This is a genomic window from Streptomyces sp. NPDC012825 (assembly GCF_042900925.1).
Lineage (GTDB): Bacteria > Actinomycetota > Actinomycetes > Streptomycetales > Streptomycetaceae > Streptomyces.
This window is the reverse complement of sequence record NZ_JBIBBZ010000015.1, coordinates 47,119-69,176: the sequence shown is the minus strand read 5'-3', so window position 1 is coordinate 69,176 and position 22,058 is coordinate 47,119. Positions and strand designations below refer to the sequence as shown.

General features: G+C 73.5%; 16 protein-coding genes and 1 pseudogene. 3 read left to right on the top strand and 14 right to left on the bottom strand.

Features of this window, described 5'->3' with window-relative positions; all coding sequences use genetic code 11:
- Positions 1-17 precede the first annotated feature (17 nt).
- The 9 genes from kynU to ACFY7E_RS25685 are packed head-to-tail and all read right to left on the bottom strand — an operon-like array spanning position 18 to position 8,211.
- Positions 18-1,262 (bottom strand): kynureninase, encoded by a 1,245-nt coding sequence (kynU, locus tag ACFY7E_RS25725; protein ID WP_389488655.1) that lies wholly within the window; start codon positions 1,260-1,262, stop codon positions 18-20.
- Positions 1,256-2,299, bottom strand: a complete 1,044-nt coding sequence (gene dmpG, locus ACFY7E_RS25720; protein WP_389488653.1) for a 4-hydroxy-2-oxovalerate aldolase — start codon at positions 2,297-2,299, stop codon at positions 1,256-1,258. Before dmpG ends, kynU begins: the two co-directional genes overlap by 7 nt.
- On the bottom strand, positions 2,296-3,210 hold the full coding sequence (locus ACFY7E_RS25715) for an acetaldehyde dehydrogenase (acetylating) (protein ID WP_389488651.1): 915 nt from the start codon (positions 3,208-3,210) through the stop codon (positions 2,296-2,298). Before ACFY7E_RS25715 ends, dmpG begins: the two co-directional genes overlap by 4 nt.
- The gene (locus tag ACFY7E_RS25710; RefSeq protein WP_389488649.1) at positions 3,207-4,229 is read right to left on the bottom strand and encodes an amidohydrolase family protein; all 1,023 of its coding nucleotides are present in this window, start codon (positions 4,227-4,229) and stop codon (positions 3,207-3,209) included. The genes ACFY7E_RS25715 and ACFY7E_RS25710 overlap by 4 nt, the downstream gene beginning before the upstream one ends.
- Positions 4,226-4,798 (bottom strand): 3-hydroxyanthranilate 3,4-dioxygenase, encoded by a 573-nt coding sequence (locus tag ACFY7E_RS25705; protein WP_389488646.1) that lies wholly within the window; start codon positions 4,796-4,798, stop codon positions 4,226-4,228. The genes ACFY7E_RS25710 and ACFY7E_RS25705 overlap by 4 nt, the downstream gene beginning before the upstream one ends.
- On the bottom strand, positions 4,795-5,214 hold the full coding sequence (locus ACFY7E_RS25700; protein ID WP_389488644.1) for a RidA family protein: 420 nt from the start codon (positions 5,212-5,214) through the stop codon (positions 4,795-4,797). The genes ACFY7E_RS25705 and ACFY7E_RS25700 overlap by 4 nt, the downstream gene beginning before the upstream one ends.
- Positions 5,211-5,981 carry a 2-keto-4-pentenoate hydratase gene (locus ACFY7E_RS25695; RefSeq protein WP_389488642.1) on the bottom strand — a complete coding sequence of 257 codons (771 nt, stop codon included), beginning with the start codon at positions 5,979-5,981 and terminating at the stop codon, positions 5,211-5,213. Before ACFY7E_RS25695 ends, ACFY7E_RS25700 begins: the two co-directional genes overlap by 4 nt.
- The gene (locus ACFY7E_RS25690; RefSeq protein WP_389488640.1) at positions 5,978-6,796 is read right to left on the bottom strand and encodes a 2-keto-4-pentenoate hydratase; all 819 of its coding nucleotides are present in this window, start codon (positions 6,794-6,796) and stop codon (positions 5,978-5,980) included. The genes ACFY7E_RS25695 and ACFY7E_RS25690 overlap by 4 nt, the downstream gene beginning before the upstream one ends.
- Entirely contained in the window at positions 6,793-8,211 is a 1,419-nt protein-coding gene (locus ACFY7E_RS25685; protein WP_389488637.1) for a 2-hydroxymuconic semialdehyde dehydrogenase, read from the bottom strand. The genes ACFY7E_RS25690 and ACFY7E_RS25685 overlap by 4 nt, the downstream gene beginning before the upstream one ends.
- Positions 8,212-8,408: 197 nt before the next feature.
- Between ACFY7E_RS25685 and ACFY7E_RS25680 the strand changes: the two genes are divergently transcribed.
- Positions 8,409-9,368, top strand: coding sequence for a LysR substrate-binding domain-containing protein (locus ACFY7E_RS25680; protein WP_389488635.1), 960 nt, complete (start codon positions 8,409-8,411; stop codon positions 9,366-9,368).
- Between the two features lie 911 nt (positions 9,369-10,279).
- On the opposite strand, the gene ACFY7E_RS25675 is transcribed toward ACFY7E_RS25680, so the two are convergent.
- Positions 10,280-10,879 (bottom strand): L,D-transpeptidase family protein, encoded by a 600-nt coding sequence (locus tag ACFY7E_RS25675; protein WP_389488632.1) that lies wholly within the window; start codon positions 10,877-10,879, stop codon positions 10,280-10,282.
- Between the two features lie 227 nt (positions 10,880-11,106).
- On the opposite strand from ACFY7E_RS25675, the gene ACFY7E_RS25670 reads away from it, so the two are divergent.
- Entirely contained in the window at positions 11,107-12,183 is a 1,077-nt protein-coding gene (locus tag ACFY7E_RS25670; protein WP_389488630.1) for a helix-turn-helix domain-containing protein, read from the top strand.
- Positions 12,184-12,608: 425 nt separating this feature from the next.
- On the opposite strand, the pseudogene ACFY7E_RS25665 reads toward ACFY7E_RS25670, so the two are convergent.
- Together ACFY7E_RS25665 and ACFY7E_RS25660 are read right to left on the bottom strand one after the other, a co-directional pair.
- Positions 12,609-13,001, bottom strand: a pseudogene (locus tag ACFY7E_RS25665) (transposase family protein); the annotation flags it as partial.
- A 382-nt stretch (positions 13,002-13,383) separates the two neighbouring features.
- A complete protein-coding gene (locus tag ACFY7E_RS25660) occupies positions 13,384-15,663 on the bottom strand; it encodes a PA14 domain-containing protein (RefSeq protein ID WP_389488626.1) in 2,280 nt (759 codons plus the stop codon).
- 1,085 nt (positions 15,664-16,748) lie between these two features.
- On the opposite strand from ACFY7E_RS25660, the gene ACFY7E_RS25655 reads away from it, so the two are divergent.
- Positions 16,749-19,283, top strand: a complete 2,535-nt coding sequence (locus ACFY7E_RS25655; RefSeq protein ID WP_389488623.1) for an ATP-binding protein — start codon at positions 16,749-16,751, stop codon at positions 19,281-19,283.
- A gap of 18 nt (positions 19,284-19,301) precedes the next feature.
- On the opposite strand, the gene ACFY7E_RS25650 is transcribed toward ACFY7E_RS25655, so the two are convergent.
- Both ACFY7E_RS25650 and ACFY7E_RS25645 read right to left on the bottom strand, forming a co-directional pair.
- On the bottom strand, positions 19,302-19,742 hold the full coding sequence (locus ACFY7E_RS25650) for a response regulator (RefSeq protein WP_389488621.1): 441 nt from the start codon (positions 19,740-19,742) through the stop codon (positions 19,302-19,304).
- 47 nt (positions 19,743-19,789) lie between these two features.
- On the bottom strand, positions 19,790-21,553 hold the full coding sequence (locus ACFY7E_RS25645) for a PP2C family protein-serine/threonine phosphatase (RefSeq protein WP_389488619.1): 1,764 nt from the start codon (positions 21,551-21,553) through the stop codon (positions 19,790-19,792).
- Positions 21,554-22,058 lie beyond the last annotated feature (505 nt).

Here is a 22,058-nt window from a genome sequence, read left to right as displayed (position 1 = left end):
GAGCGAAGGGCGAAGGTTCAGGTGACGGTGGGACGTCGCTGGAACACGGGGGCGAGATGGGCTCCGGAGGTGACGACGTCGCGCAGCTCGACCACCGCGCGCAGGACGTCGGCGTGCGACACGTACAGGGCGTTGAAGCCGAAGCGGAGCAGGTCGGGTGAGCGCATGTCGCCGATCACGCCCCGCGCGGTGAGCGCGGCGACCAGCGGGTACGCCTCCGGGTGGCGCAGCGCGACCTGGCTCCCCCGGCGCTCCGGCTCGCGCGGGGTGGCCGGGGTGAAGCCGAGACCGTCCAGGAGGCCGTCGGCGCACTCCTGGAAGAAGCCGGTCAGGGAGAGGCTCTTCTTCCTGACGTCGGCCATCGCGACTCCGTCGAACGCGGTGAGCGCGGCCTCCAGGGCGACCAGCGAGAGCAGCGCGGGCGTGCCGATCCGGGCCCGGGTGATGTCCGTCGCCGGGGTGTACGCCCCCGCCATGGCGAACGGTTCGGCGTGCCCGTGCCAGCCGGTCAGCGGGTGGTCGAACGCCTCCTGGTGGCGGTGGGCGACGTACGCGAACGCCGGGGCGCCCGGCCCGCCCGACAGGTATTTGTAGCCGCAGCCGACCGCGAAGTCGGCCTCCACCGCGTCCAGTTCGACCGGCAGTGCGCCCGCCGCGTGGCACAGGTCCCAGTGCATCAGGGCCCCGGCGGCGTGCGCGGCGGCGGTGAGCGCGACCATGTCGTGCAGCTCGCCGGTGCGGTAGTCGACCGGCGCGTACGCGGCGACGGCGACGTTCCCCGCCTCGGCCGCGAGTACGGCGGCGGCGTCCCGGGCCGGCACCCGGCGGACGTCGAGGCCGAGGAGCCGGCCCACCGAGTCGGCGATGTACTGGTCGGTGGGGAAGTGGTCCGGGTCGGTCAGCAGCAGCCGGCGGTCGGGGCGCAGCCGGGCGGCGGCCAGCAGGGTGTTGAAGAGCTGGACGCTGGTCGAGTCCCCGGCGACGACCTGCCCGGGGGCGGCGCCGACCAGCCGCCCGACGGCGTCGCCGGTCCGCACCGGCGCCTCCCACCAGCCGTTGCCGTTCCAGGAGCGGATCAGGTCGGTGCCCCACTGGCGGTGCACGGCGTCCTCGACGGCCGCCGGGACGGCGGCCGGCAGGGCGCCGAGGGAGTTGCCGTCGAGGTAGACGACGCCCTCGGGGAGGAGGAAGCGGTCCCGGACGGAGGCGAGCGGGTCGGCGGCGTCCAGGGCGGCGGCGCGGGTGGTGAGGTCGGTCAGCATGAGGGTGCTCCGTGGTCGGGGGAAGCGGGGGCGGCGGGCCGGGCGAGGTCGAGGGCGATGTCGGTGAGCAGGTCCTCCTGCCCGCCGACCAGCCGCCGCCGACCCGCCTCGACGAGCAGGTCCCGGGTGTCCAGGCCGTGACGGGCGGCCGTCGCCTCCGCGTGCCGCAGGAAGCTGGAGTACACCCCCGCGTAGCCGAGCGTCAGCGTCTCCCGGTCGACCCGCACGGGCCGGTCCTGGAGCGGCCGGACCAGCTCCTCGGCGGCGTCCATCAGGGGGAAGAGCGTGCAGCCGTGCTCCAGGCCCATCAGGTCGAGGACCGCCACCACCGGCTCCAGCGGCGCGTTTCCCGCGCCCGCCCCCTGCCCGGCGAGGGAGGCGTCGACGCGGTGGGCGCCGGCCTCCACCGCGACGATGCTGTTGGCGACGCCGAGGCCGAGGTTGTGGTGGGCGTGGACGCCGATCTCGGTGTCCGGCTCGAGCACGTCGCGGTAGGCCCGGACCCGGTCCCGCACGCCGTCCATCGTCAGTCGGCCGCCGGAGTCCGTGACGTACACGCAGTGCGCGCCGTACGACTCCATCAGCTGTGCCTGCGCGGCCAGTTCGGCGGGCGCGGCGAGGTGGGACATCATCAGGAAGCCGGAGACGTCCATGCCCAGCTCGCGGGCGAGCGCGATGTGCTGGGCGGAGACGTCCGCCTCCGTGCAGTGGGTGGCGACGCGGACGGAGGTGACGCCGAGCGCGTGGGCGCGGCGCAGGTCGGCGGCGGTGCCGATGCCGGGCAGCAGCAGAGTGGTGAGACGGGCCCGGTCGAGCACCTCGGCCGCCGCCTCCAGCCACTCCCAGTCGGTGTGGGCGCCGGGGCCGTAGGTGACGGAGGAGCCGGAGAGTCCGTCCCCGTGGGCGACCTCCACGGCGTCCACGCCGGCCGCCTCCAGGGCGGCGGCGATCGCCCGTACCTGGTCGAGGGTGTAGCGGTGGGAGACGGCGTGCATGCCGTCCCGCAGGGTGACGTCCTGGACGTAGACCCGGGTCATCGGCCCGTGCTCCGTTCGGCCAGGCGCTCGGCGGTGCGCAGCGCGGCGGCGGTCATGATGTCGAGGTTTCCGGCGTAGGCGGGGAGGTAGTGGGCGGCGCCCTCGACCTCCAGGTACACGGAGACGAGCAGCCGGGCCCCGCCGCCGAGCCGGACCAGCGGGTCGTCGGCGGCGAGCGTCCGGAACTGCGGCTCCTGCTTGAGCCGGTAGCCGGGGACGTACGCGGCGACGGCGGCGGCCGTCGCGCGCACCGACGCGGTGATCCGGCCGGTGTCGGCGTCGTCGACGAGGCAGTGCACGGTGTCCCGCATGAGCAGCGCCGGGTCGGCCGGGTTGAGGACGATGATCGCCTTGCCCCGGGCCGCGCCGCCGACCCGCTCCAGGGCACGGGAGGTCGTCTCGGTGAACTCGTCGATGTTGGCCCGGGTACCCGGCCCGGCGGACCGGGAGGCGATCGAGGCGACGATCTCCGCGTAGTGCACGGGGGTGACGGCGGCGACGGCGGCGACGACCGGCACGGTGGCCTGCCCGCCGCAGGTGACCATGTTGAGGTTCTTCGCGTCCAGGTGCTCGTCGAGGTTGACGGGCGGGACGACGTACGGGCCGATGGCCGCCGGAGTGAGGTCGATCAGGGTCTTCCCGTGCGGGGCGAGCGCGGCGGCGTTGCGGTGGTGGGCGGCGGCCGAGGTGGCGTCGAAGACGACGTCGATCCCGTCGAAGCCGTCCATGCCGATCAGCCCGGCGACGCCGTCGGAGCTGGTCGGCACGCCGAGCCGGCGGGCCCGTGCGAGCCCGTCGGACGCGGGGTCGACGCCGATCATCGCGGCAGCGGTCACGAGCCCCGAGCCGCGGATCATCTTGATGAGGAGATCGGTGCCGATGTTGCCCGATCCGATGACGGCGGCCTTCACCGCACGGCCTCCTTCAGCAGGGGGGTCAGTCCGAAGAAGCGGACGGCGTTGCCGCCGAGGACGGCCTCCCGCTCGGCGGGAGCCAGGCCGCTCTCCCGCACCAGCCGGCCGATGGACTCCTCGCCCAGCGGGAACGGGTGGTCGGAGCCGAGCAGCACCCGCTCCGCGCCCATCACGTCCACCAGGAGCCGCAGCGCCCCCGGGTCGAAGACGGCCGAGTCCACGGCGAAGCGCCCGGTGTAGTACGACGGCGGGTGCGGGCTGTCGGCGCGCACGATGTCCCGCCGGTGCCAGGCGTTCTCCGCCCGGCCCAGCAGGTACGGGAAGCTGCCGCCGCCGTGCGCGAACAGCAGTCGCAGCGACGCCGGGAGCCGCTCGAAGGCGCCGGAGAGGATCAGCGACAGGATCGTCAGGTGCGTCTCGCCCGCCATGCCCGCCAGCCAGGCCAGCATGTACCGCGAGTGGCGCGGCCCGGCCGGCAGGTCCCACGGGTGGACCAGCACGGCCGCGTCCTCGTGCGCGCAGTGCGCGAGGAATTCGAGGAGGGCGCCGTCGTCGAGGTCGCGGTCGCCGAGGTGGTTGCCGATGTGGACGCCGTGGAAGCCCTCCCGCACCGCCTCGGTGACCATCGCGCAGGCCGCCTCGGTGTCCTGGAGCGGCACCTGGCACAGCGGAGCCAGCCGATCGGGGGCGTGCGCGGCGTACCTCAGCAGGTGCCCGTTGACGGTCCGGCACCAGTCGGCGGCCCGCGCCGCCTCCAGGCCGTAGCCGAACAGCAGCGGCGTGCTGGACAGCACCTGCACGTCCACCCCGAGCCGGTCGAGGTCGGCGACGCGGGCGGCCGGGTCCCACAGGGTGCGGCGCACCGGCCGGTACTCGGCGGTCCCGGCCATCATCATCCCGGCGTCGGGGCCGTCCGTGGTGCGCAGCCACGGGCCGTCCTCGGCGCCGGTGATCCGGCGCGACTCGGCGCGGCCGATCTCGGGGAAGACGTGCGCGTGGACGTCGACGACGGTCATGCGCCGCCCGCCTCGTCGCGCCGGGTGCGGGGGCGCAGCTCCTCGGGCCAGTCCTTGCCCGGGTGGAGGGCGCCGCAGTGCCCGCAGGTGCGGGCGGCCTGGTCGGCGTAGAAGGCGGAGAAGACCGGCGGCAGGTCGTCCACGATCGAGGCGAGCTGCACCTCGCTGCGGTGCACCAGGTGGTGGCACTCGACGCAGTACCACTCGAAGGCGTCGCGGTGGCCCCGCGGCCGCGCGAACTCGACGACCAGGCCGATGCTGTCCTCCTCCGGCCGCTGCGGGGAGTGCCGCAGGTGCGCCGGGGCGAGGAAGACGTCGCCCTCGTGGATGTGGATGTCGCGCGGCGCCCGGCCCTCCTCCTCCATGACGCGGAGCACCATGTCGCCCTTGAGCTGGTAGAAGAACTCCTCGATGGGGTCGTCGTGGAAGTCGGTGCGGCGGTTGGGGCCGCCGACGACCGTCACCATCAGGTCGGCGTCCTGCCAGATCTGCACGTTGCCGACGGGCGGCTTCAGCAGGTGGCGGTGCTCCTCGATCCACGCCTGGAGGTTGAACGGTCTCATCGTCATCGCTGCTGTTCCTTGTCCTGCGGGAGATGGGCCACCGCGCTGATCTCGATCAGCAGGTGGGGATGGGGGAGCTGGTGGACGGCGACGGTGGTCCGGGTCGGCCCGGTCTCGTCGAAGTACTCGGCGTAGACCTCGTTGTAGCCGCCGAAGTCGTTCATGCTGACCAGGTAGGCGGTCACCGACACCAGGTCGTCCAGACCGCCGCCGACGGCGGCCAGAACGGCCGCGACGTTGTCGAGGACCGCCCGGGTCTGGGCCCGGATGTCGAGGTCGGTGACGCCCATCGGGTCGGCGCTCGCCCCGGTGAAACCGCCGTCGGGGCGGCGGGAGCTCGTACCGGAGACGAAGACCAGGTCGCCCGCGCGCCGCAGGTGCGGGAAGCGGCCGCGCGGCGGGGCCGCGCCGGGGACGATCACGCCGCCTCCCCGGTGGTGAGGCCGACGGAGCCGAGCCGGGCCACGGAGGCCCGCACGTGCGTCCCCGGCGGCAGCGGTACGGCGGCGGTCGCCGCCCCGGCGAGGACGACCGTTCCCGGGGCGAGCGGGCCGACCAGCCGGGCGGCGGCGGCCAGCGCGCGCAGCGGGTCGCCGAGGATCGCGGCCGTCGAACCGGTCTCGGCCGGCCGGCCGTCCACCTCCAGCACCACGCCCAGGTTGGCCAGGGACCGCAGTCCGCCCGGCTCGGCCGCCGGGGTCCAGGGGCCGAGCGCGTACCCGGCGGCGGAGGTGTTGTCCGCGATCACCTCCGGCAGTGAGAAGCGGAAGCCGTCGTAGCGGGAGTCGATGACCTCCAGCGCGGGGGCGACGGCCGCGACCGCCGCCGCCGGGTCGCCTCCGGGGGCGAGGACCGAGCCGAGCAGGAAGGCGATCTCGGGCTCCACCCGGGGGTGGATCAGACCGGAGACGTCGTACCGCCCCCCGTCCGGGATCTCCATCCGGTCCGTCAGCCGCCCGTGGATCAGGTCGGAGACGCCCATCTGCCGCATCTTCGCAGCGCTGGTGAAGCCCAGCTTCACGCCGGTGGGCCGCTCGCCCCGGGCGTACCGCCGCGCCAGCAGCGCCTCCTGCACGGCGTACGCCTCCGCCGGGTCGGTCAGGCCGCTGCCTCCGCCCGGCAACGGACGTGCCTCCCGGGCGGCCGTGTCCAGCGCCTCCGCCAGCGCCGCCGCGTCCGTCGGGTTCATCGGGGGTCTCCTTCCCCGGCGGCGCGCCCGAAGGCCGCGCGCACCGAACCGAGCCCGTCGATACGGGCTTCCAGCACGTCGCCCGGCGCCACGGCCGCCATCGGTCCGAGCGCCCCCGTGAGCACGGTGTCCCCGGCCCGCAGCGGCCGGCCCAGCCGGACGAGGGTGTCGGCCAGCCAGACGGCGGCATGCAGCGGGTGGCCGAGGCAGGCGACACCCGCGCCGGTGGAGACGGGCTCGCCCCACCGCTCCAGGACCATCCCGGCGGTCCGCAGGTCCACGTCCCGCAGGAGCACCGGACGGGTGCCGAGGACGTACGCCCCGCCGGAGGCGTTGTCGGCGACGGTGTCCACGGCGGTGATGTCCCAGTCGCGGATCCGGCTGCCGACCACCTCGAGGGCGGGCAGCGCGAAGGCGGTCGCCCGGATCACGTCGGCCACCGTGTGCCGCTCGTGCCCGAGGTCCCGCTCCAGGACGAGCGCCACCTCGGCCTCGGCCTTCGGCTGGAGCACCGCCCCCCAGGGCAGCTCCGCGCCGTCCGGCACGGCGGTGTCGTCGAGGAGGGCGCCGAAGTCGGGGGCGTCGACACCGAGCTGTCGCTGCACGGCGGGCGAGGTCAGACCGACCTTCCAGCCGGTGATCCGGCGGCCCGCTGCCAGTCGGCGCTCGGTCAGCAGGGACTGCACGGCGTAGGCCGCGTCCAGGTCGCCGGCCGGCAGCAGGTCCCGCACCGGGGTGCACGGCACGCCGGTGCGCCGGGCCCGGTCCAGGCGCTCAGCCGCGGCCTCCACCGCCGTGTTCTCGGAGCTCGTCACAGCTTCACGCACACATTCATCGGCTCGGAGAAGAAGTCCAGCGAGTGGTCGCCGCCCTCGCGCCCGATGCCGGACGCCTTCACCCCGCCGAACGGGGTGCGCAGGTCGCGCAGGTTCCAGGTGTTGACCCAGGCGATGCCCACGTCGAGTGCCGGGGCGACCCGATGGGCGCGGCGCACGTCGCCGGTCCACACCGTGCCGGCCAGGCCGTACGGACCGGCGTTGGCGAGGGCGAGCGCCTCCTCCTCGGTGTCGAACGGCGTCAGGTGCACGACCGGGCCGAAGATCTCGTCCCGTACCGCCGGGTGGTCCTCGGGCAGGCCGGTCAGCACGGTCGGCTCCACCCAGAAGCCGCCGTCCCGCTCGTCGCCGAAGCGCGGCACCCCGCCGCCCGCCAGCACCTCGCCGCCGTCGGCGGCGGCCCGCTCCAGGTGTCCCAGGACCTTGTCGCGGTGGGCGGCCGACACCATCGGGCCGTAGCCGGACAGCTCCTTCGCCCCGGCGGCCAGCGCCGTCGCGAACGCGTCGAACACCGGCCGCTCCACGTACACCCGCTCGGTGCACAGACAGACCTGACCGCTGTGGGTGAAGGACGACCGCAGCGTGCCCGCCACCGCCTCCTCCAGGTCAGCGTCGGCGAAGACGAGGCCGGCGTTCTTGCCGCCGAGCTCGAAGGAGACCGGCGCGAGCCGGGCCGCCGCCGCCCGCATGATCGTGGAGCCGGTGCGGGACTCGCCGGTGAAGGCGACGGCGTCCACCCCGGGGTGCTCGGTCAGCCACTGACCGGCCGCGTCCGCGCCCCGCCCGTGCACCAGGTTGAACACGCCCGCCGGGACGCCGGCTCCGGCCATCACCTCGGCCAGCAGGCAGGCCGTGCCGGGGGTGAGCTCGGACGGCTTGGCGACGACCGTGTTGCCGGTGGCGAGGGCCGGGGCGACCTTCCAGGTGAGCAGCAGCAGCGGCAGGTTCCACGGCGAGATCACCGCCACGACGCCGAGCGGCTTGTGCACCGTGTAGTTCAGCGCGCCCCGCCCGTCGGGCGTCGGGGTGTGCCAGGACCGCTCGCCCCGCCCGGCCAGCAGATCCGCGTAGGAGCGGAAATTGGCCACCGCGCGCGGGATGTCCACTGCCGAGGCCAGTTCCCGGGACTTGCCCGTGTCGGCGCACTCGGCGGCGGTGAACTCCTCGAAACGCGCCTCGATCCCGTCGGCGATCCGGTGCAGCAGCCGCGAGCGCTCCGTCGGGCTCCACGCGGCCCACGGCCCGCGCAGCGCCGCGCGGGCCGAGGCCACGGCCCGGTCGACCAGCTCCCGCGACGCCTCCGGCACCGCGCCGGCGGTGCGGCCGGTGACCGGATCGACGAGCGGGAACGGCACGCCGGACGCGTCGAACCCGCCTCCTACGTAATGCCGCACGGGTGAACTCACCTTGCAGACCTCCGTTGCTGGGCCGGGAGCTGTCCGAAACTCACCCCCGGGGCGTCCCGGTATAGTGCGCCCACCCAGCTATGCCGATCCAATGCCGATCGGTAAGAGAGCCATAGCAATTCTGGTATGTCGCGGTGCGGTCCCGCCCCGGGCACCCCACCGCCTCCCCGGAAGGAGCCCCGTCGATGGACCTCCTGGACGGCCGACTGAAGTTCCGGCACCTGACCCTGCTCATCGCGGTGTACGACCACGGAAGCGTCGTACAGGCGGCGGAAAGCCTCCACCTCACCCAGCCCGCCGCCACCCGCACCCTGCGCGAACTGGAGGCCATCGCCGAACTCCCGCTCTTCGTCCGCGTCCCACGCGGCATGCGGCCCACCGTCTACGGCGAGGCGCTCGTCGGCCACGCCCGCGCGGTGGTCGCCGAGGTCCGGCGGGCCAAGGAGCACCTCACCGGACTGCGCCAGGGCCAGGAAGGCACGGTCACCGTGGGCACCCTGCTCGCCGGCGCCAACGTCCTGCTGCCCCGGGCCGTGGCCCGCCTCAAGAAGGAGCGCCCCCGGCTCACCGTCGTGGTCCGCGAGGGCACCCCCGACGTCCTCCACCCGGCCCTGCTCGGCGGCGAACTCGACCTCATCGTCGGCCGGGTGGGACCCGCTCCCGGCGGCGGCGAGGCGCTGCGACAGCGGATGCTCTACCGCGAGCCCATCCGGCTCGCCGTCCGCGCCGGGCACCCGCTCCTGGCAGAAGGCCCGGCCGGGGGCGCTGTCACGCTCACCGACGCGCTCGCCCACCCGTGGATCCTGCCGGTCGAACAGACCGCCCTGCGCCAGGAACTGGGCGCCCTCTTCGTCGACCGGGGGCTGCCGCTTCCCACCGACCGGGTGGAGTGCACCTCCATCCTCACCATGCGGGCTCTGCTCCTCCAGACCGACATGGTGGCGCTCCTGCCCGAACTGGTCCTGCGCGACGACGAACACCTCGCCGCGCTGCCGGTCGAACTCCCCTCGGTGGGCCGCACGGTGGGCGTCACCGAAGCCACCCACCGCACCCGCACCCCCGCCCTCGAAGCCCTCCTGCGCCACCTCGACGAGGAGGCGGCGCTGCTCCGTGCGAGCCTCGGCGGGGCCGGCGCGCAGGGGTGACGGAACGACGGACCCGGGGCGGCGGGGCACACCGGGAGCCGGGTCGGCAAACCCGCGAGGCACGCCGACGGCGGCAGGGCACCGAGGCGAAGCCTGCTTCCACGGGCGGCATCGTCATCGACACCCGCGCCCGCCTCGGCCACCCCCCGGGCCGGGTCGACGGATCAGGACCGCCCCGGCGTCCGACCGGCGCCCCGCCCCGCAGCACGCGCCCCGGCTCCTCGACGCCCGGGGCACCGACGCCGACGTCCGGCTCGGCCGGTGCCGCGCACCAGGGCGACCGCGGGTCTGCCGGGGGAGCCGGCGAGTGGGGTGCTCGGCCGGTCCCGGCGAAGCTCCGTCCGGCGTTGCTCGACGAGATCCGTCGCTCCGTGGACCGTGCGGCCCGACGCGTCCCGGTACGCCTTGACCGCATGGACGATCCGGCCGCTCAGGATCTCGTGGTCCACGCTCTCCGGCAGGTTTTCCACGGGGACGTGTGTGGTCCTTTCGACGAAGGGGGACCAGGTGACAGAAGTCTCCGGAGTCGGGAGGGACGCGCTCGACCCACTGGGCCGGCCGTGGAACGAGGTCTACGGGAACGGCGGGCTGTCCGAAGCAGCCACGACGACCGAGTCGGTCGAGGCGGTGTTCGAGCACGGTGCGGCGGCGATGCGGGCATCATGGGCTTCGCTCGTACTGGTCACCGTGGCAGGTCCCTCGTTCTTCATCACGCCGTCGCCGCCGGCGGGCCCGCCCTTTGCCCCGGCGGCCCGGCGACCTCGTTCGTCCTCGTCGTCCGGTGCACGGTGGGAGTGCCGGCCGTGCGGACACCGCGGCTGACGGCGGGACGGGCTCCCGCTGCAGACACGTGACGCCCGGCAAGGTCCGTCGAGGACCTTGCCGGGCACCGGGAAGGGAGCTGACGCGTGTCAGCTCACCACGTACAGCTTCTTCGGCCAGCCGATGCGGTCCAAGCGCTTGAACAGGTCATTGATGTCGGTCGGGTTGAGCTTGATGCAGCCGTTGGAGTAGTAGTCGTTGGGGTTGCGGTTGGTCCACCGCTCGGATTCGACGGTGCCCTGCTTACCGTTCGGCTTCATCTCGCTGTGGATGAACAGTTCGGTGCGCTTGGTGCCGTTGTGGCACTTGCGGTCGGAGATCTTGATGACGAGGCCGTTGATGACGCCGTCGAAGTTCTTGCGGTGCCATTCGACGGCATACGGCTTGCTCGCCCCGGCGTTGGGCAACCAGCCCCTGCCGACGGCGCAGGTGTCCGTGACCTGGCCCGAGCCCGCCTTGTACGTCTTGATCACCTTGTCACGGCCGGGAGTGCGCTTGACCAGTTCCAGGCGGGAGTTGGTGACCGAGCCCTTGTCGAAGCGCAGGTAGTGGGCGTCGGTCGCCTGGACGGACGCCCGGGCTTCGGTGCGCGCCTGCACCGGGGCGGCCGTGGTGGCGGTCAGGCCACCGACGAGGACGGCGGCGAGCGCGAGAGGGGCGATGTGTACGGACCGTGCGGTCTTTCGCATGAGAACGCTCCTTGTTGCGTGTGGCGGTTCGTGACGATTGCGCCGGCAACATCGACCCTGCTGGCCGGGGCCCTGTCCGGCAAGCGATGCCCGGTGTCCCGGACAGTCCGATGCTGTCTGGGCTGGTCACCACCGCTTTCCGGACAAAGGCTCGGACCGCGGCAGGGATCCCTTGCCGTCCGCCGGGCGGACGCCCAAAAATTGGCGCCATGGGTACTGCGGGGGGCGTGGACCCCGAACGCGCATGCAGTGTCGAGCAGTTCGTCGACATGATGAAGCGGCTCAAGGACGCCTCGGGACTGACGTACCGGCAACTTGAGGAGCGTGCTGAACGGAACGGGCGGGTCCTTCCGCGCAGCACGATCGCCGATGTGCTGCGCAGACAGGCGTTGCCGCGGCCGCAGATCCTCGATTCCTTCGTCCACGCCTGTGGCGCGGGGGAGCATGTCGAGGTGTGGCTGCAGGCCCGTACCCGTCTTGCGCTGGCGGACGGTTCGGCGGAAGGAGTTCCCGCCGTCGACGGCCGCGCCGCCCGCGTCTCTCCGTCACAGGCGGGGGGCGACGGCGACGGTTCTTTCGAAGCCGGCGGTGCTCGAGAGGGCCCAGCGGTGGAGGACGTGGGATCTTCCGACGTCCCGTCGGACCCCGGGCCCGTGCCGGCGCGACTGCGGCGCCGGCACCGTGCCGTGGTGCCCACCTTGCTGGCATCGCTGTGCGCCGTGATCATGGCGGGCATCGCCACCTGGCTGGTCCTGCCCGACGGTCCAGTGGGGACCGACCCCTCGCGCCAGGAGCCTGCCGGCGGGTGGTACAGCCTCCGTCCGGTCCGGGCCGCCGACCTGTGTGTGACCGAGGGCCGTGAGACCGGCGGCGAGAGCGAGCGGCCGGTCGCCGTGCAGCGGCCGTGCGTTCGGTCCACACCGCCGTACACCAGGATCCGCCCGATCGGTGGCGGCCGTTTCTTCGTCGAATGGGCGCATCCCGTTCATGGCTGGGGATGCCTGACGGTTCTTCCCGGCGGACTGCTCGAACCCTGGGACGACTGTCGCAGTAGCAGGACCTCCCAGGTGTTCACGTTCGAGCCGGTCGAGACGACCGGCACACGGGCCTCGAGCACCACACCGGCCAAGGCCTATCGGTTACGGTCCGCGGACGGGCAGTGCGTCGGCATCTCGGGTACGGATCCCAAGGCCGCGACAGCCGTGGCAAGAGCCCAGCCCTGTGCCGACACCCCCGCCCAACACCTTCTTCTGGTCCCTGAGAGGGAACCGGAAGCGAACGCCCTGCCCTCGGCCACCGACTGACAGCGGGCGCGCCCCGGACGAGCTCTTCGCTCGGGCCTTCCTCGACGACGACCAGCGCGACGCCATCGTCTCCGGCACCTCCGACCTCCTGTGACCCGGCCCGGGACGACACCCTGGCCGGCCAGAACCGGGCACGGCCGCCTTCCACCCCACCGCCCTGCGCCGGGTCCGGAAAGAACGCGCGGCTCCGGAGGCCGCGCACGGGGCGGGCCGGACCCATCGGGACATCGGGCCGTCCCGCATCATCGTCCGCTCCGGCGGCGAGGCCGCGGTCGTCGGCTTCGGCGTGCACCCGCGCGCCCGAGGTCCGGGACCGAAAGCCGTGCGGCTGCCCGGAGAATGCCGCGAGGAAGCCGGACGGCAGGGCTCCACGGGCGAAGAGCAGGACACGAAGGAGAACGACACCCTCCGGTGAGTCTCCTTCCTCCTGAGCGGCTGCAGGTCAGAAGTGCACGTACGGCTTGGAGACGGTGTCGACGCGGCGGGCGGAGCATCGGGCTCGGCGGCGGATCCGCCAGGGCTTCAGCTGTGCGAAGGCGCGTTTCCCCGGGAGCTCTCCGTCGCGCGTGGTCTCGGTTGAACCGCTGGTGGTGCGGGGGCTGTTCGCGATGGTTCTTGTACGGGGTGCGAACCGTGGCTCCGGCACCCCGGTAGGCACGGTCCGCCAGGGCAAGGACCTGCCGGGTCAGGCAAGCCTGGACGATGCCGTGGGCCCGGGCCGGGGTCAGATCCTGAGCGCGGCCCGGCGTTGCGCGGGAGAACCCCGGCGGTGTGCCGTCAGGCCGGGCAATGAAATGCGTGTCCATGCCGTGCTGACGGGAACCGAGATGATCGCCATGACCGCCCACTACCGGGTGCCCACGCTCGGCCCCGGATCCGCAGCCGGCCTCCACCCTCCCGGACCGGACGCGGTGACCACCGCAAGACGTTCACGGCCGCCCTGCTGAACTGATCGGCCCGGACGTTCGAGGACCTACCCCCATCGCCTTCCCACGTGACCGCACGCCAACTGATCAACCTTCAGTGGCGCAGGTCAGGTACTCGTGAACACCCCACAGACACCGGGAATCCCGTCGGATCGCACGATCGGGCGGGATTTCGATCGTTTCGGGACCGGGACCGGGACCGGGGACCGGCTGACGCGCAGGCCCCCGCCGTTCCGGAGCTGCGGTGTCCGGGCGGCGGGGGCCTCAGGGAGTGTCAGCCCGGGATCGGGATGTTGACGGGGTTGGCCTGCGGTGCCGATTCGGTGCCGTCGGCGGCCACGGCGGTGACCAGGTAGTAGTAGGAGCGCAGCGGCGTGAAGGGGCCGGGGTCCGTGTACGTCGGTTCCGTGAGGCCCGAGGCGATGCGGTTTCCAGGGGTGAAGACGCCCGAGTGGGACATGGACCGGTACACGTTGTACGAGACGGTCATGCCCTGGTCGCACGTTCCGGGCTCCCAGACGATCCGGACGGCGGGGCCGTCGTCGAGGGCGGTCCCGCTGATCCGGGGCGTGGGCGGTGCGGTCGGGGCCGGGCAGGGGACGACGGCCTCGGCCATCGGCGAGTAGCCGGACCACTTGCCCTGCGTGCTGACGGCGCGGACCACGTAGCGCCAGGTCCTGCCGGCGGGCGGGTTCTCGTCGGTGAAGGTCGTCCCGGTGAGGATCGGGGAGATGCTGTAGGCCTGGGCGGGGTCCGTGCCGGTCGTGCGGTAGACGTAGTAGCCGGACAGGTCGGTCGCCGCGCTCGGGGTCCACTCCAGTTCGACCTTGCCGCTCTCCGTGGTGGCGGTCAGCGAGGCGGGTGCGTCCGGAGTCGGGTGGACCGGCAGACGCTTGCCGTAGACGGTGCCGTAGCCGGGCTCGGGCAGGCCGGAGACGTTGCCGGCCTCGTCGACGGCGAGGACGGTGTAGCCGTACTGCACGCCTTCCGGGGTACTGGTGTCCACGTACGAATCGCCCCACACGCCGGCGATCTGCTCCCACCCGGTCAACGACTGCTTGCGCATGACGACGTAGTGGTCGGTGTCGTCGCCGGTGTTGGGGTTCCAGGACAGGTGCACCCCGTCCGTCGCGCTGTACGCGCTCAGGTTGTGCGGCATGGACGGAGGGGTGGTGTCGCGGACACGGGTGGCCGAGACCGTCGCCGACGGGTCCGACTCCGTGCCGAGCGGCGTGACCGTCCGGACCTGGTAGTACCGCACCTGGCCGGCGATGGCCGTGACGTCGTCGTACAAGACGTTGGGGGCCGGGCTCTCGGTCAGGCGGGTCCATGGGCCGGTGGCCGCGTCGGCGGCGTAGACGTGGAACCGGTGGGACGCGTCGGCGGTGTACGTCCAGCCGATGGTGTTGCGGTCGAGCCGGCCGTTGGCGGAGACGCCGGTCGGCGCCAGGGGCTTGCCCTCGGGCACGTCGAGCCGGACGGGCGCGGAGTACGCGGAGGTGTTGGCCGCGGCGTCGCGGGCGCGCACGCGGTAGTGGTAGGTCGTGGCCGGGAGGACGCTCGGGTCCGTCGTCTCGGTGCCGGTCACGGGCATGCCGACGGGGGCGTACGGGCCCGCGGACGCGAGGGACCGCTGCACCTCGTAGGCGCTCGCCCCGCTCACCGCGGACCAGGAGAGCCGGGCGCCGGCGCCGTAGGGGTCGTGCGTGGCCTTGAGGCCGGCGGGGACGCCGGGAGGCGTCCTGTCGGCGCTGACGACCCGTACCAGGGAGGACAGCGGGGACAGGTTGCCGGAGCGGTCGAGGGCGCGGAGCGTGTACTCGTACGTGGCGCCGGTGGCCGGGGGCGTGTCCGTGTACGTGGTGCCGGTGAGGTGGGTGGTGTTCAGCTGGCTCCAGGTGCCGGTGCTGCCCGTGCGGCGGTAGAGGCGGTAACCGGACAGGTCCATCTCGTAGTTGCGCGACCAGCTCAGCGTCGACTTCAGGGTGGACGCCGTGTAGGTGGCCTTCAGGCCGGCCGGGGCCAGGGGGGTGACCCTGTCGTAGGCCGCGCCGATGACCGGTGCATAGCCGAAGGAGACGTCGGCGGCGCCGGTGACGGCCGCGAAGTCCACGCGCAGGGTGTGGATTCCGCGCGGGACGGTCAGCCGGAGCGTCTTCTTCTGCGTCGAGGTGACATTGCGCCACAGGTCGATCCTGCGCTCGCCGTCGAGGTAGACGCGTGCGCCGTCCTGGACGGCGAGGTCGAGGTCGAAGGGGCCGCCGGAACCGAAGTTGCGAGTGGTGCTCCAGCGGACGCCGAAGTTGTCCGTCGGCAGCGTGACGCCGGCGGGGTCCCCGAGGCCGTAGTTCTCGGCGATGGACGTGTCGCAGACGGTGGCCTTCGGGGTGCCCGTGAGGGTGATGTTGGCGAAGTACTCGGCCTTCCACACACCGGACGCGCAGGTGACGGCGGCCTGCGCGGTGCCGGGGAGGACGAGCCCGGCGAGGGCGATGGTCAAGGAGAGCGTGGCGGCACCGGCGGTGCGGCGTACCACGCCGAGGGATATGGGCATCTGCTGACGGTCACACTTTCGATCGAAGGCGGTGGAGGGGATGGCGTATGTCGACGTGATCGTGCCATTTCGAGAGCTCGTTCGGAAAGAGGGTTATTCGGTAAGTGATCCGTCCGCTTTGCCGTTGCTCCCAAGCGGTCCTGGATGGTTGGTGACGTGCCGTCACGCGCCCCTCCCGGACGGACGCGTTCGGGGTGGGGGAGCGGTTCTGGCGTGAGGATCGCGGGTGATCCTGCTCGCCTGTCCGGCAGGTACGGGTGGAAGAGCGCACGAGCGGGTCGGCCGGGGTGCCGTCGGCCGGGACGACGGAGGCGGGCCCGCCCGCGCCCGTGGGCGAGCCCGGTGTCCGGACCCGCGAGAATCGCCCGGTGAGTACACCGACGCGGTCCCGTCGGAACGTCGGACGTGGCGTCAGCATCCTTGTCCCGCGGAGCGCTGCCGATCAGGCGTCGGCGGCGCTCACCGGGCCGGAGACGGTTCCCGTGCACCTCGGGCTCCTCCGGGCGGCCGCCCTCTTCCCGGAGGAGACCCTGCGGACCGCCGGCGAGGCGTCGACGAAGGACGCGACGGACGAGACCGCCGGGACGCTGCGCTCCGCGACGCGACCGAAGGCACTCGCCCCCGTGCTGCCGTACGCCCGCCGCTGGGGACGGCCGGCACGTCGACAGCCCCTGGCGGGGTCCCGCTGTGGTCCGGCGTTGTTGCTCATGGCCGACGGCTTCCGGCAGGTGCTCGGTTCTGACGGTCTGCCGGGTGAGACCGAGCGCGGTGATCCCGGCGTTCCACCGGTCCTGGTGCGTGGCGTCACAGGTTCGCCGGAGTTCGGCGGCGAGCGTCCGGGGCACACCGACCGAGGTCGACGTCCCGATTCCCACAGGGCCGTCACGCTGCCCACTCTCTCCGGACGACCGGTCCCGCCGCGACGACGGCACACCGGCCCGATGCGACTCCGGGCACCTCGACTCGGGCGGAAGATTCCCCTACGTGTCAATGGAGTCGACCCGAACGCCACCCGGCCGAAGCTGAGTCGTACGCTCCGGCGACCGGATCGGTCCACCGTTGTTGGCAGGATGGGCGCGCAAGGTATGACCGGTGCGAGAGGCGAGGCGGCTGCGGTGGACGAAGGCTGGTTGTCGGGACGGACGCGGGCGGCGGAGGCCGCAGTAGGCGGGTTCGACCTGTCGGAGTGCGTGCGGGAGCCGATCCACCTGCTCGGCGGGGTGCAGTCGCACGGCACACTGCTCGCGGTGGACGCGGCCACGGCGATCGTGGACACCGCGGCCACGAACACGGACGCGCTGCTCGGGGTCGCGGCGGACGACCTGGTCGGCTCCCCCGTCACCCGCGTGCTCGCAGCGGACGACTGGGCGAACGCCGTCGAGGCGGTCCGCGCGGGCTGTGGCGAGGACGGGGACACCGGCGCGGACGCCGCACTGCCGGTGGAGGCGGGTGCCGAGGGCGCGCTGCGGCCGTTCGACCTGTCCGTGCACCGTTCCGGCCCGCTCGGCCCGCTCCTGCTGCTCGAGTTCGAGCCCCGCGAGGGGGCGGACGCCTTCGGGTTCTCCGGCTTCTACCAGGGCGTCCGGCGTGCGCTGACCCGGCTGCGCTCGGCGGCGACCGTCGTCGCCGGCTGCCGTACGGCGGTCCGCGAGGTGCGCGCGCTGACCGGCTTCGATCGGGTGGTCGCCTACCGCTTCGACGGTGCGCACGGACCGGGCGAGGTGGTCGCCGAGGACGTCGCCGACGGCTGGGAGCCGTGGCTCGGCCTGTGGTTCCCCGCGACCGACATCCCGCCACAGGCGCGCCGCCTGTACGAGGAGAACTGGATCCGGGTCATCGCCGACGTCGACGACCCCACCGTCGGCCTCCATCCGCCGCTCCGGGCGGCGACGGATGCGCCGCTCGACCTGTCACGGGCGGCTCTGCGCACCGTTTCCGGCTTCCACCTGGAATACCTCCGCAACATCGGTGTGCGCTCGTCGATGTCCGTCTCGATCATCCGCGAGGGCCGGCTGTGGGGGCTCATCGCCTGCCACGGCGCGGAGCCGAGGCGGCTCGCACCGGAGGTCCGCTCGGCCTGCGAGCTGTTCGGCGCGGCGTTCTCGCTCCAGCTCGCGGCGATCGAGGAACGCGAGCGGGCCGACGCGCTCGGCGAGTCCGGCGAACGCACGGCCGCGGTCGCGGAGCTGCTCGACGCGGACGTCGAGGCCTCCCTCCTCCGCCACGAATCGGCCGTCCGGTCGCTGGTGGCGGCCGACGGGGTGACCCTCGTCCGCGACCGCCGTGTGGTGTCGGCCGGCTCGACCGTCCTCTCACCGGCACTCGTCGACGAACTCGGCCGTCGGGCAGCCGCGTTGGCTCCCGGAACGGTTTGGGCGACCGACCGCCTCACGGAGACGCTGGTCGAGGAGAGCGCCGCGGCGGCGGGGGAGGCGACGACAGACGGCGCGGGGGCGGGCGAACCGGACGGCAGGAGTCCCGGAACGGTGCCTGGTTCCGGCGCCGCCGGGGGCGCGGGGAAAGGCATCGCGGACGCGCGTGCCGGGGCCGGCGCGACTGCCGAAGAGCCCGGCGAGCTCGTCGGGACCGAAGGGAGCGCGCCGTCCGACGCACCCGCCGGCATCCTGCTCATTCCACTCGGCGGCTCCGGGGACTTCCTCGCGTGGTCCCGGCACGAGCGGCCGATGCCGAGGAAGTGGGCGGCGGACCCGGCGGCCCCGGTGCGGATCGGACCGCGCGGCGAGCGGTTGACGCCGCGCGGGTCGGGGGAGGTGATCCGGTCGCTGATGCGGGGCCGGAGCCTGCCGTGGACGGCGCGAAACCGGGCGGCGGCACTGGAGACGCTGCGGATGCTGACCGGCCTCGTCCTGCGTCACGCCGACGAGCTCAGCACGCTCAACGAGCGGTTGCGGCTGTCCAACCTCGACCTGGACTCCTTCGCCCACGCCGCCGCTCACGACCTCAAGGAGCCGCTGCGCGGCATCTCCAACGCGGCGACGTTCACCCTGGAGGACGCCGCGAACGACCTGGACGCGACGAGCGTGCGCCGCCTGGAGACCATGCGGCGGCTCGCCGGCCGCATGGACGAACTCCTCAACTCGCTCCTGCACTACGCCCGCCTGGGCCAGACCGGCCTCCAGCGCACGGACGTCTCCCTCGACGGCGTGGTCGACGCGGCCCTCGAGGTCGCCGGCCCCCGCCTCGCCGAGCGGGGCGTGCGGGTCGTCCGGCCCGACCGACTGCCGGACGTGCGCGCCGACGAGACCCGGCTGTACGAGATCCTCGTCAATCTCTTCGTCAACGCGGCGAAGTACGCCTCCGATCGCCCGGACCGTACGGTCGAGATCGCGGTGGAACGGGTGGCCGTGCCGGGCGGGGAGACCGGGGACGCGATCGTCGTCCGCGACAACGGCATCGGCATCCCCGCGGACCGCCAGGAGGAGGTCTTCGACCTCTTCCGCCGCCTGCACGGCCCTGCGGAGCACGGCGGTGGCACCGGCGTCGGGCTTGCCGTCGTCCGCCGCATCGTCGAGCACCACGGCGGCCGGCTGTGGCTGGACAGCACCCCCGGCCGGGGGACGGCCTTCCTCTTCACGCTCGGTGGCTCGGACCAGCCCTGAGGACTCCTGCCGGGCGCCTCAGTCCTGCGGGTCCTTCGATGTCTGCCAGTAGTCGACCGCGCCCTTGAGGACCGTACGGAAGAGGGCGAAGTTCACCGGCTTGTAGATGTAGCTGTCCGCGCCAGCCGTGTAGCAGGCGTCGACCTCGGCGGGCGCCGTCGAGGAGGTGAAGACGACGACGGTGACGTCGGCGAGTTCGGACCGGGCCCGGATCGCGCGGAGCACCGCGTGCCCGCTGGGACCCGGCATGTTGAGGTCGAGCAGGATCATGCCCGGCAGCTCGTCCGCCGCCGCGAGCCGTTCGGCGACGCCCTCGCCCCGGTCGGTGAACTCCAGCGTGATCTCCGGGTGGGTGCGGGTCAGGGCCCGCTCGATGGCCTCGGCGTCCTCCTGGGAGTCCTCGACGACCAGGATGCGCCGGTTGTCCACCCGCGCCCCGCCGCTCCGGGTCCGTTCCACGCTCACCCCTTCGCCGTCCGTTGCTTGCCTCCCCACCCTTTCACCGCTCACTTCCGCATCCCGCGCCCGTCGACCGAAACGATCAGGACGGCGGTGTCGTCGTCACCCGTCTGCCGGAAGTCGGAGGCCAGCCGGATCAGCCGTCCGGCCGGGTCGGGCGCGCCGTCCACACTGCGGCTGACGACGTCGACGAGGTCCTCCTCGAAGAACCGGCCACCGGCGCCCTTCGCCTCGGTCAGGCCGTCCGTGAACATCACCAGCGCGTCGTCCGGGCCGAGCGCGAGGCGGACGGACCGGTAGGCGGGCGTGGGCAGCACGCCGAGCAGCACGCCCGAGACGTTCGCCTCCTCCACCGCCCCGTCCGCGCGCCGCACCAGCGGCCGCGGGTGCCCGGCGCTCGCGATCTCGAGATCCCAGCCGCCGTCGTCGGCCGGGGAGAGGACGGCGATCAGGGCGGTGACGAACCGCGAGGCGCCCTCGCCCAGGAGCGCGCTGTTCAGCCGGGCCAGCGCGTTGCCGGGGCTCACCCCGTCCTGGAGCAGCGTCCGCAGGGTGTGCCGGGCGAGGCCGGTGACGGCGGCGGCCTCCGCGCCGCGCCCGCAGACGTCCCCGACGACCAGCGCGACCTGATCGCCGGCGACGACCACGTCGTAGAAGTCGCCGCCGACGTCGAGGGAGGCGTCGGCGACCTCGTAGGCGGCGCTCAGCGCCAGGCCGTCGACGTGGGGCAGCGCGCGGGGCAGCAGATGGCGCTGCAGCACCTCGACGTGGTTGCGACGCTGCTCGTAGAGGGTGCTGGTGTCGATCGCGAGCGCGGCGCGGCTCGCGAGGTCGCCCAGCATGCGGGTGTCGCCGAGCGCGTCCGGGCGGTGGTAGAGGAACGTGAGCGTGCCGAGCGCCCGGCCACGGGCCCGCAGCGGGCTGACGCTCAGTGTCCGTACGGCCGCGCCAGGGTTCTTCGCCGCGGATCCGAACGGGCCGCCGGTCAGCTCCGCCCCGCGCAGGACGGTGCTCTCGCGCCGGTCACCGGAGTCCCGCAGCAGCTTGACCAGCCACGGGTCGGTGCGCGCGACCTCGCCGAGCCAGCTCTGCGCCGTCGCCGCGACGTGCGCGGAGGCGACGGGCGCGAGCTCGCCGTCGGGCTCGAAGAGGTGCACGACGCAGCCCTCCGCGACGGCGGGCACGGCGAGCCGGGCGACCCGGCGCAGGGTCTCCTCGACGTCGAGGCTCGCGTCCATCTGCAGCGACGCCTCGGCGAGGAACGCGTCCTCGACCTGGCGGCGGTCGTGGGCCAGGTGCTCGACGATGCGTTGGTTGCTGATCGTGAGGACCTCCACGACCTGCGTCATCTGCGCGAACAACGGGTTGCCGGCGGCCGGCCGGTGGTCCAGGACGACCCGCAGCGTCGCCCAGTCGTCGTCCGCGAGCGGGAACGCGCACTCCAGGGCGGCGGCCGGCGCGGCAGCCAGGTCCGGACCGTCTGGCCAGACGCCCGGGGAGGGGGTGTCGTCCAGCACGATCACGGGGTCGTCGTAGCCGGCGGGGCACGGGACGGTCTCGATCCCGCCCTCCACCGGGGCCCACCGGGTGACCGGAGTCTTCTCACCGGCCGGCAGGTAGCGCAGATAGCTCAGGCCGGCGGGGGTCCAACGGGTGCCGCGGGCCAGGAGGACGCCGGGGCGGGAGACGAGGGCGCGGTAGACGACGTCGGCGAGGGCGGTGACGTCCTCGGCGCGGTCGGCCGCGCGCCACATGGTATGCAGCCAGGTGGACCAGTCGCGGCCGTCGGCGGTCGTCCCGTACGAGGGCATTGGATCCCCCTTCCTGTCCGTACCGTCCCCCGAACGGTACGCCACGCGCACCCCCGCCACGTCCGTGCGTCTCGTTCCGGGCCTCCGCGCCTGCCGCCGATATCCGCGACCAGCAGATCGCCGACCTGCGCGCCGCGCGGGACGGGTCGCTGCCCCTCCCTTCCCCACCCGCTGCGCCAAAGGCTGCGAGGCCCCGCCGGAACGCCGCCTCGGCCTTGCTCCCGGCCTTCTTCGGCCCCCTGAGAACGGCGGCCGGCGCCGGACGGAGCTCCGCCGGGGTGACGGCCGTCACCGGGAGGGCGGCGCCCTTGGTGCCCGGCGCGGTCAGCCGCTGCTCGGGCAGGAGCCGCGCCGCGAGCCCCGCGGCCCGTCCCGGAGGGTGCAGTGATGTCGTGGCCGATCACCTCGCCACCGCGGACCGTGGTCAGTTCCTGGACGCGGTCCGCGCGAAGACGTGCGACACGGCCGCACACGTCGCGTTCGCGATTCTGCTGCGGGAACCGCC

Bases quoted from the DNA above. Each gene is read 5' to 3' on its own strand.
- ACFY7E_RS25660 (WP_389488626.1), bottom strand. From the start codon at position 15,663: ATGCCCATATCCCTCGGCGTGGTACGCCGCACCGCCGGTGCCGCCACG.
- ACFY7E_RS25705 (WP_389488646.1), bottom strand. From the start codon at position 4,798: ATGACGATGAGACCGTTCAACCTCCAGGCGTGGATCGAGGAGCACCGC.
- ACFY7E_RS25710 (WP_389488649.1), bottom strand. From the start codon at position 4,229: ATGACCGTCGTCGACGTCCACGCGCACGTCTTCCCCGAGATCGGCCGC.
- dmpG (WP_389488653.1), bottom strand. From the start codon at position 2,299: ATGACCCGGGTCTACGTCCAGGACGTCACCCTGCGGGACGGCATGCAC.
- ACFY7E_RS25695 (WP_389488642.1), bottom strand. From the start codon at position 5,981: ATGAACCCGACGGACGCGGCGGCGCTGGCGGAGGCGCTGGACACGGCC.
- ACFY7E_RS25645 (WP_389488619.1), bottom strand. From the start codon at position 21,553: ATGCCCTCGTACGGGACGACCGCCGACGGCCGCGACTGGTCCACCTGG.
- ACFY7E_RS25680 (WP_389488635.1), top strand. From the start codon at position 8,409: ATGGACCTCCTGGACGGCCGACTGAAGTTCCGGCACCTGACCCTGCTC.
- kynU (WP_389488655.1), bottom strand. From the start codon at position 1,262: ATGCTGACCGACCTCACCACCCGCGCCGCCGCCCTGGACGCCGCCGAC.
- ACFY7E_RS25655 (WP_389488623.1), top strand. From the start codon at position 16,749: ATGACCGGTGCGAGAGGCGAGGCGGCTGCGGTGGACGAAGGCTGGTTG.
- ACFY7E_RS25675 (WP_389488632.1), bottom strand. From the start codon at position 10,879: ATGCGAAAGACCGCACGGTCCGTACACATCGCCCCTCTCGCGCTCGCC.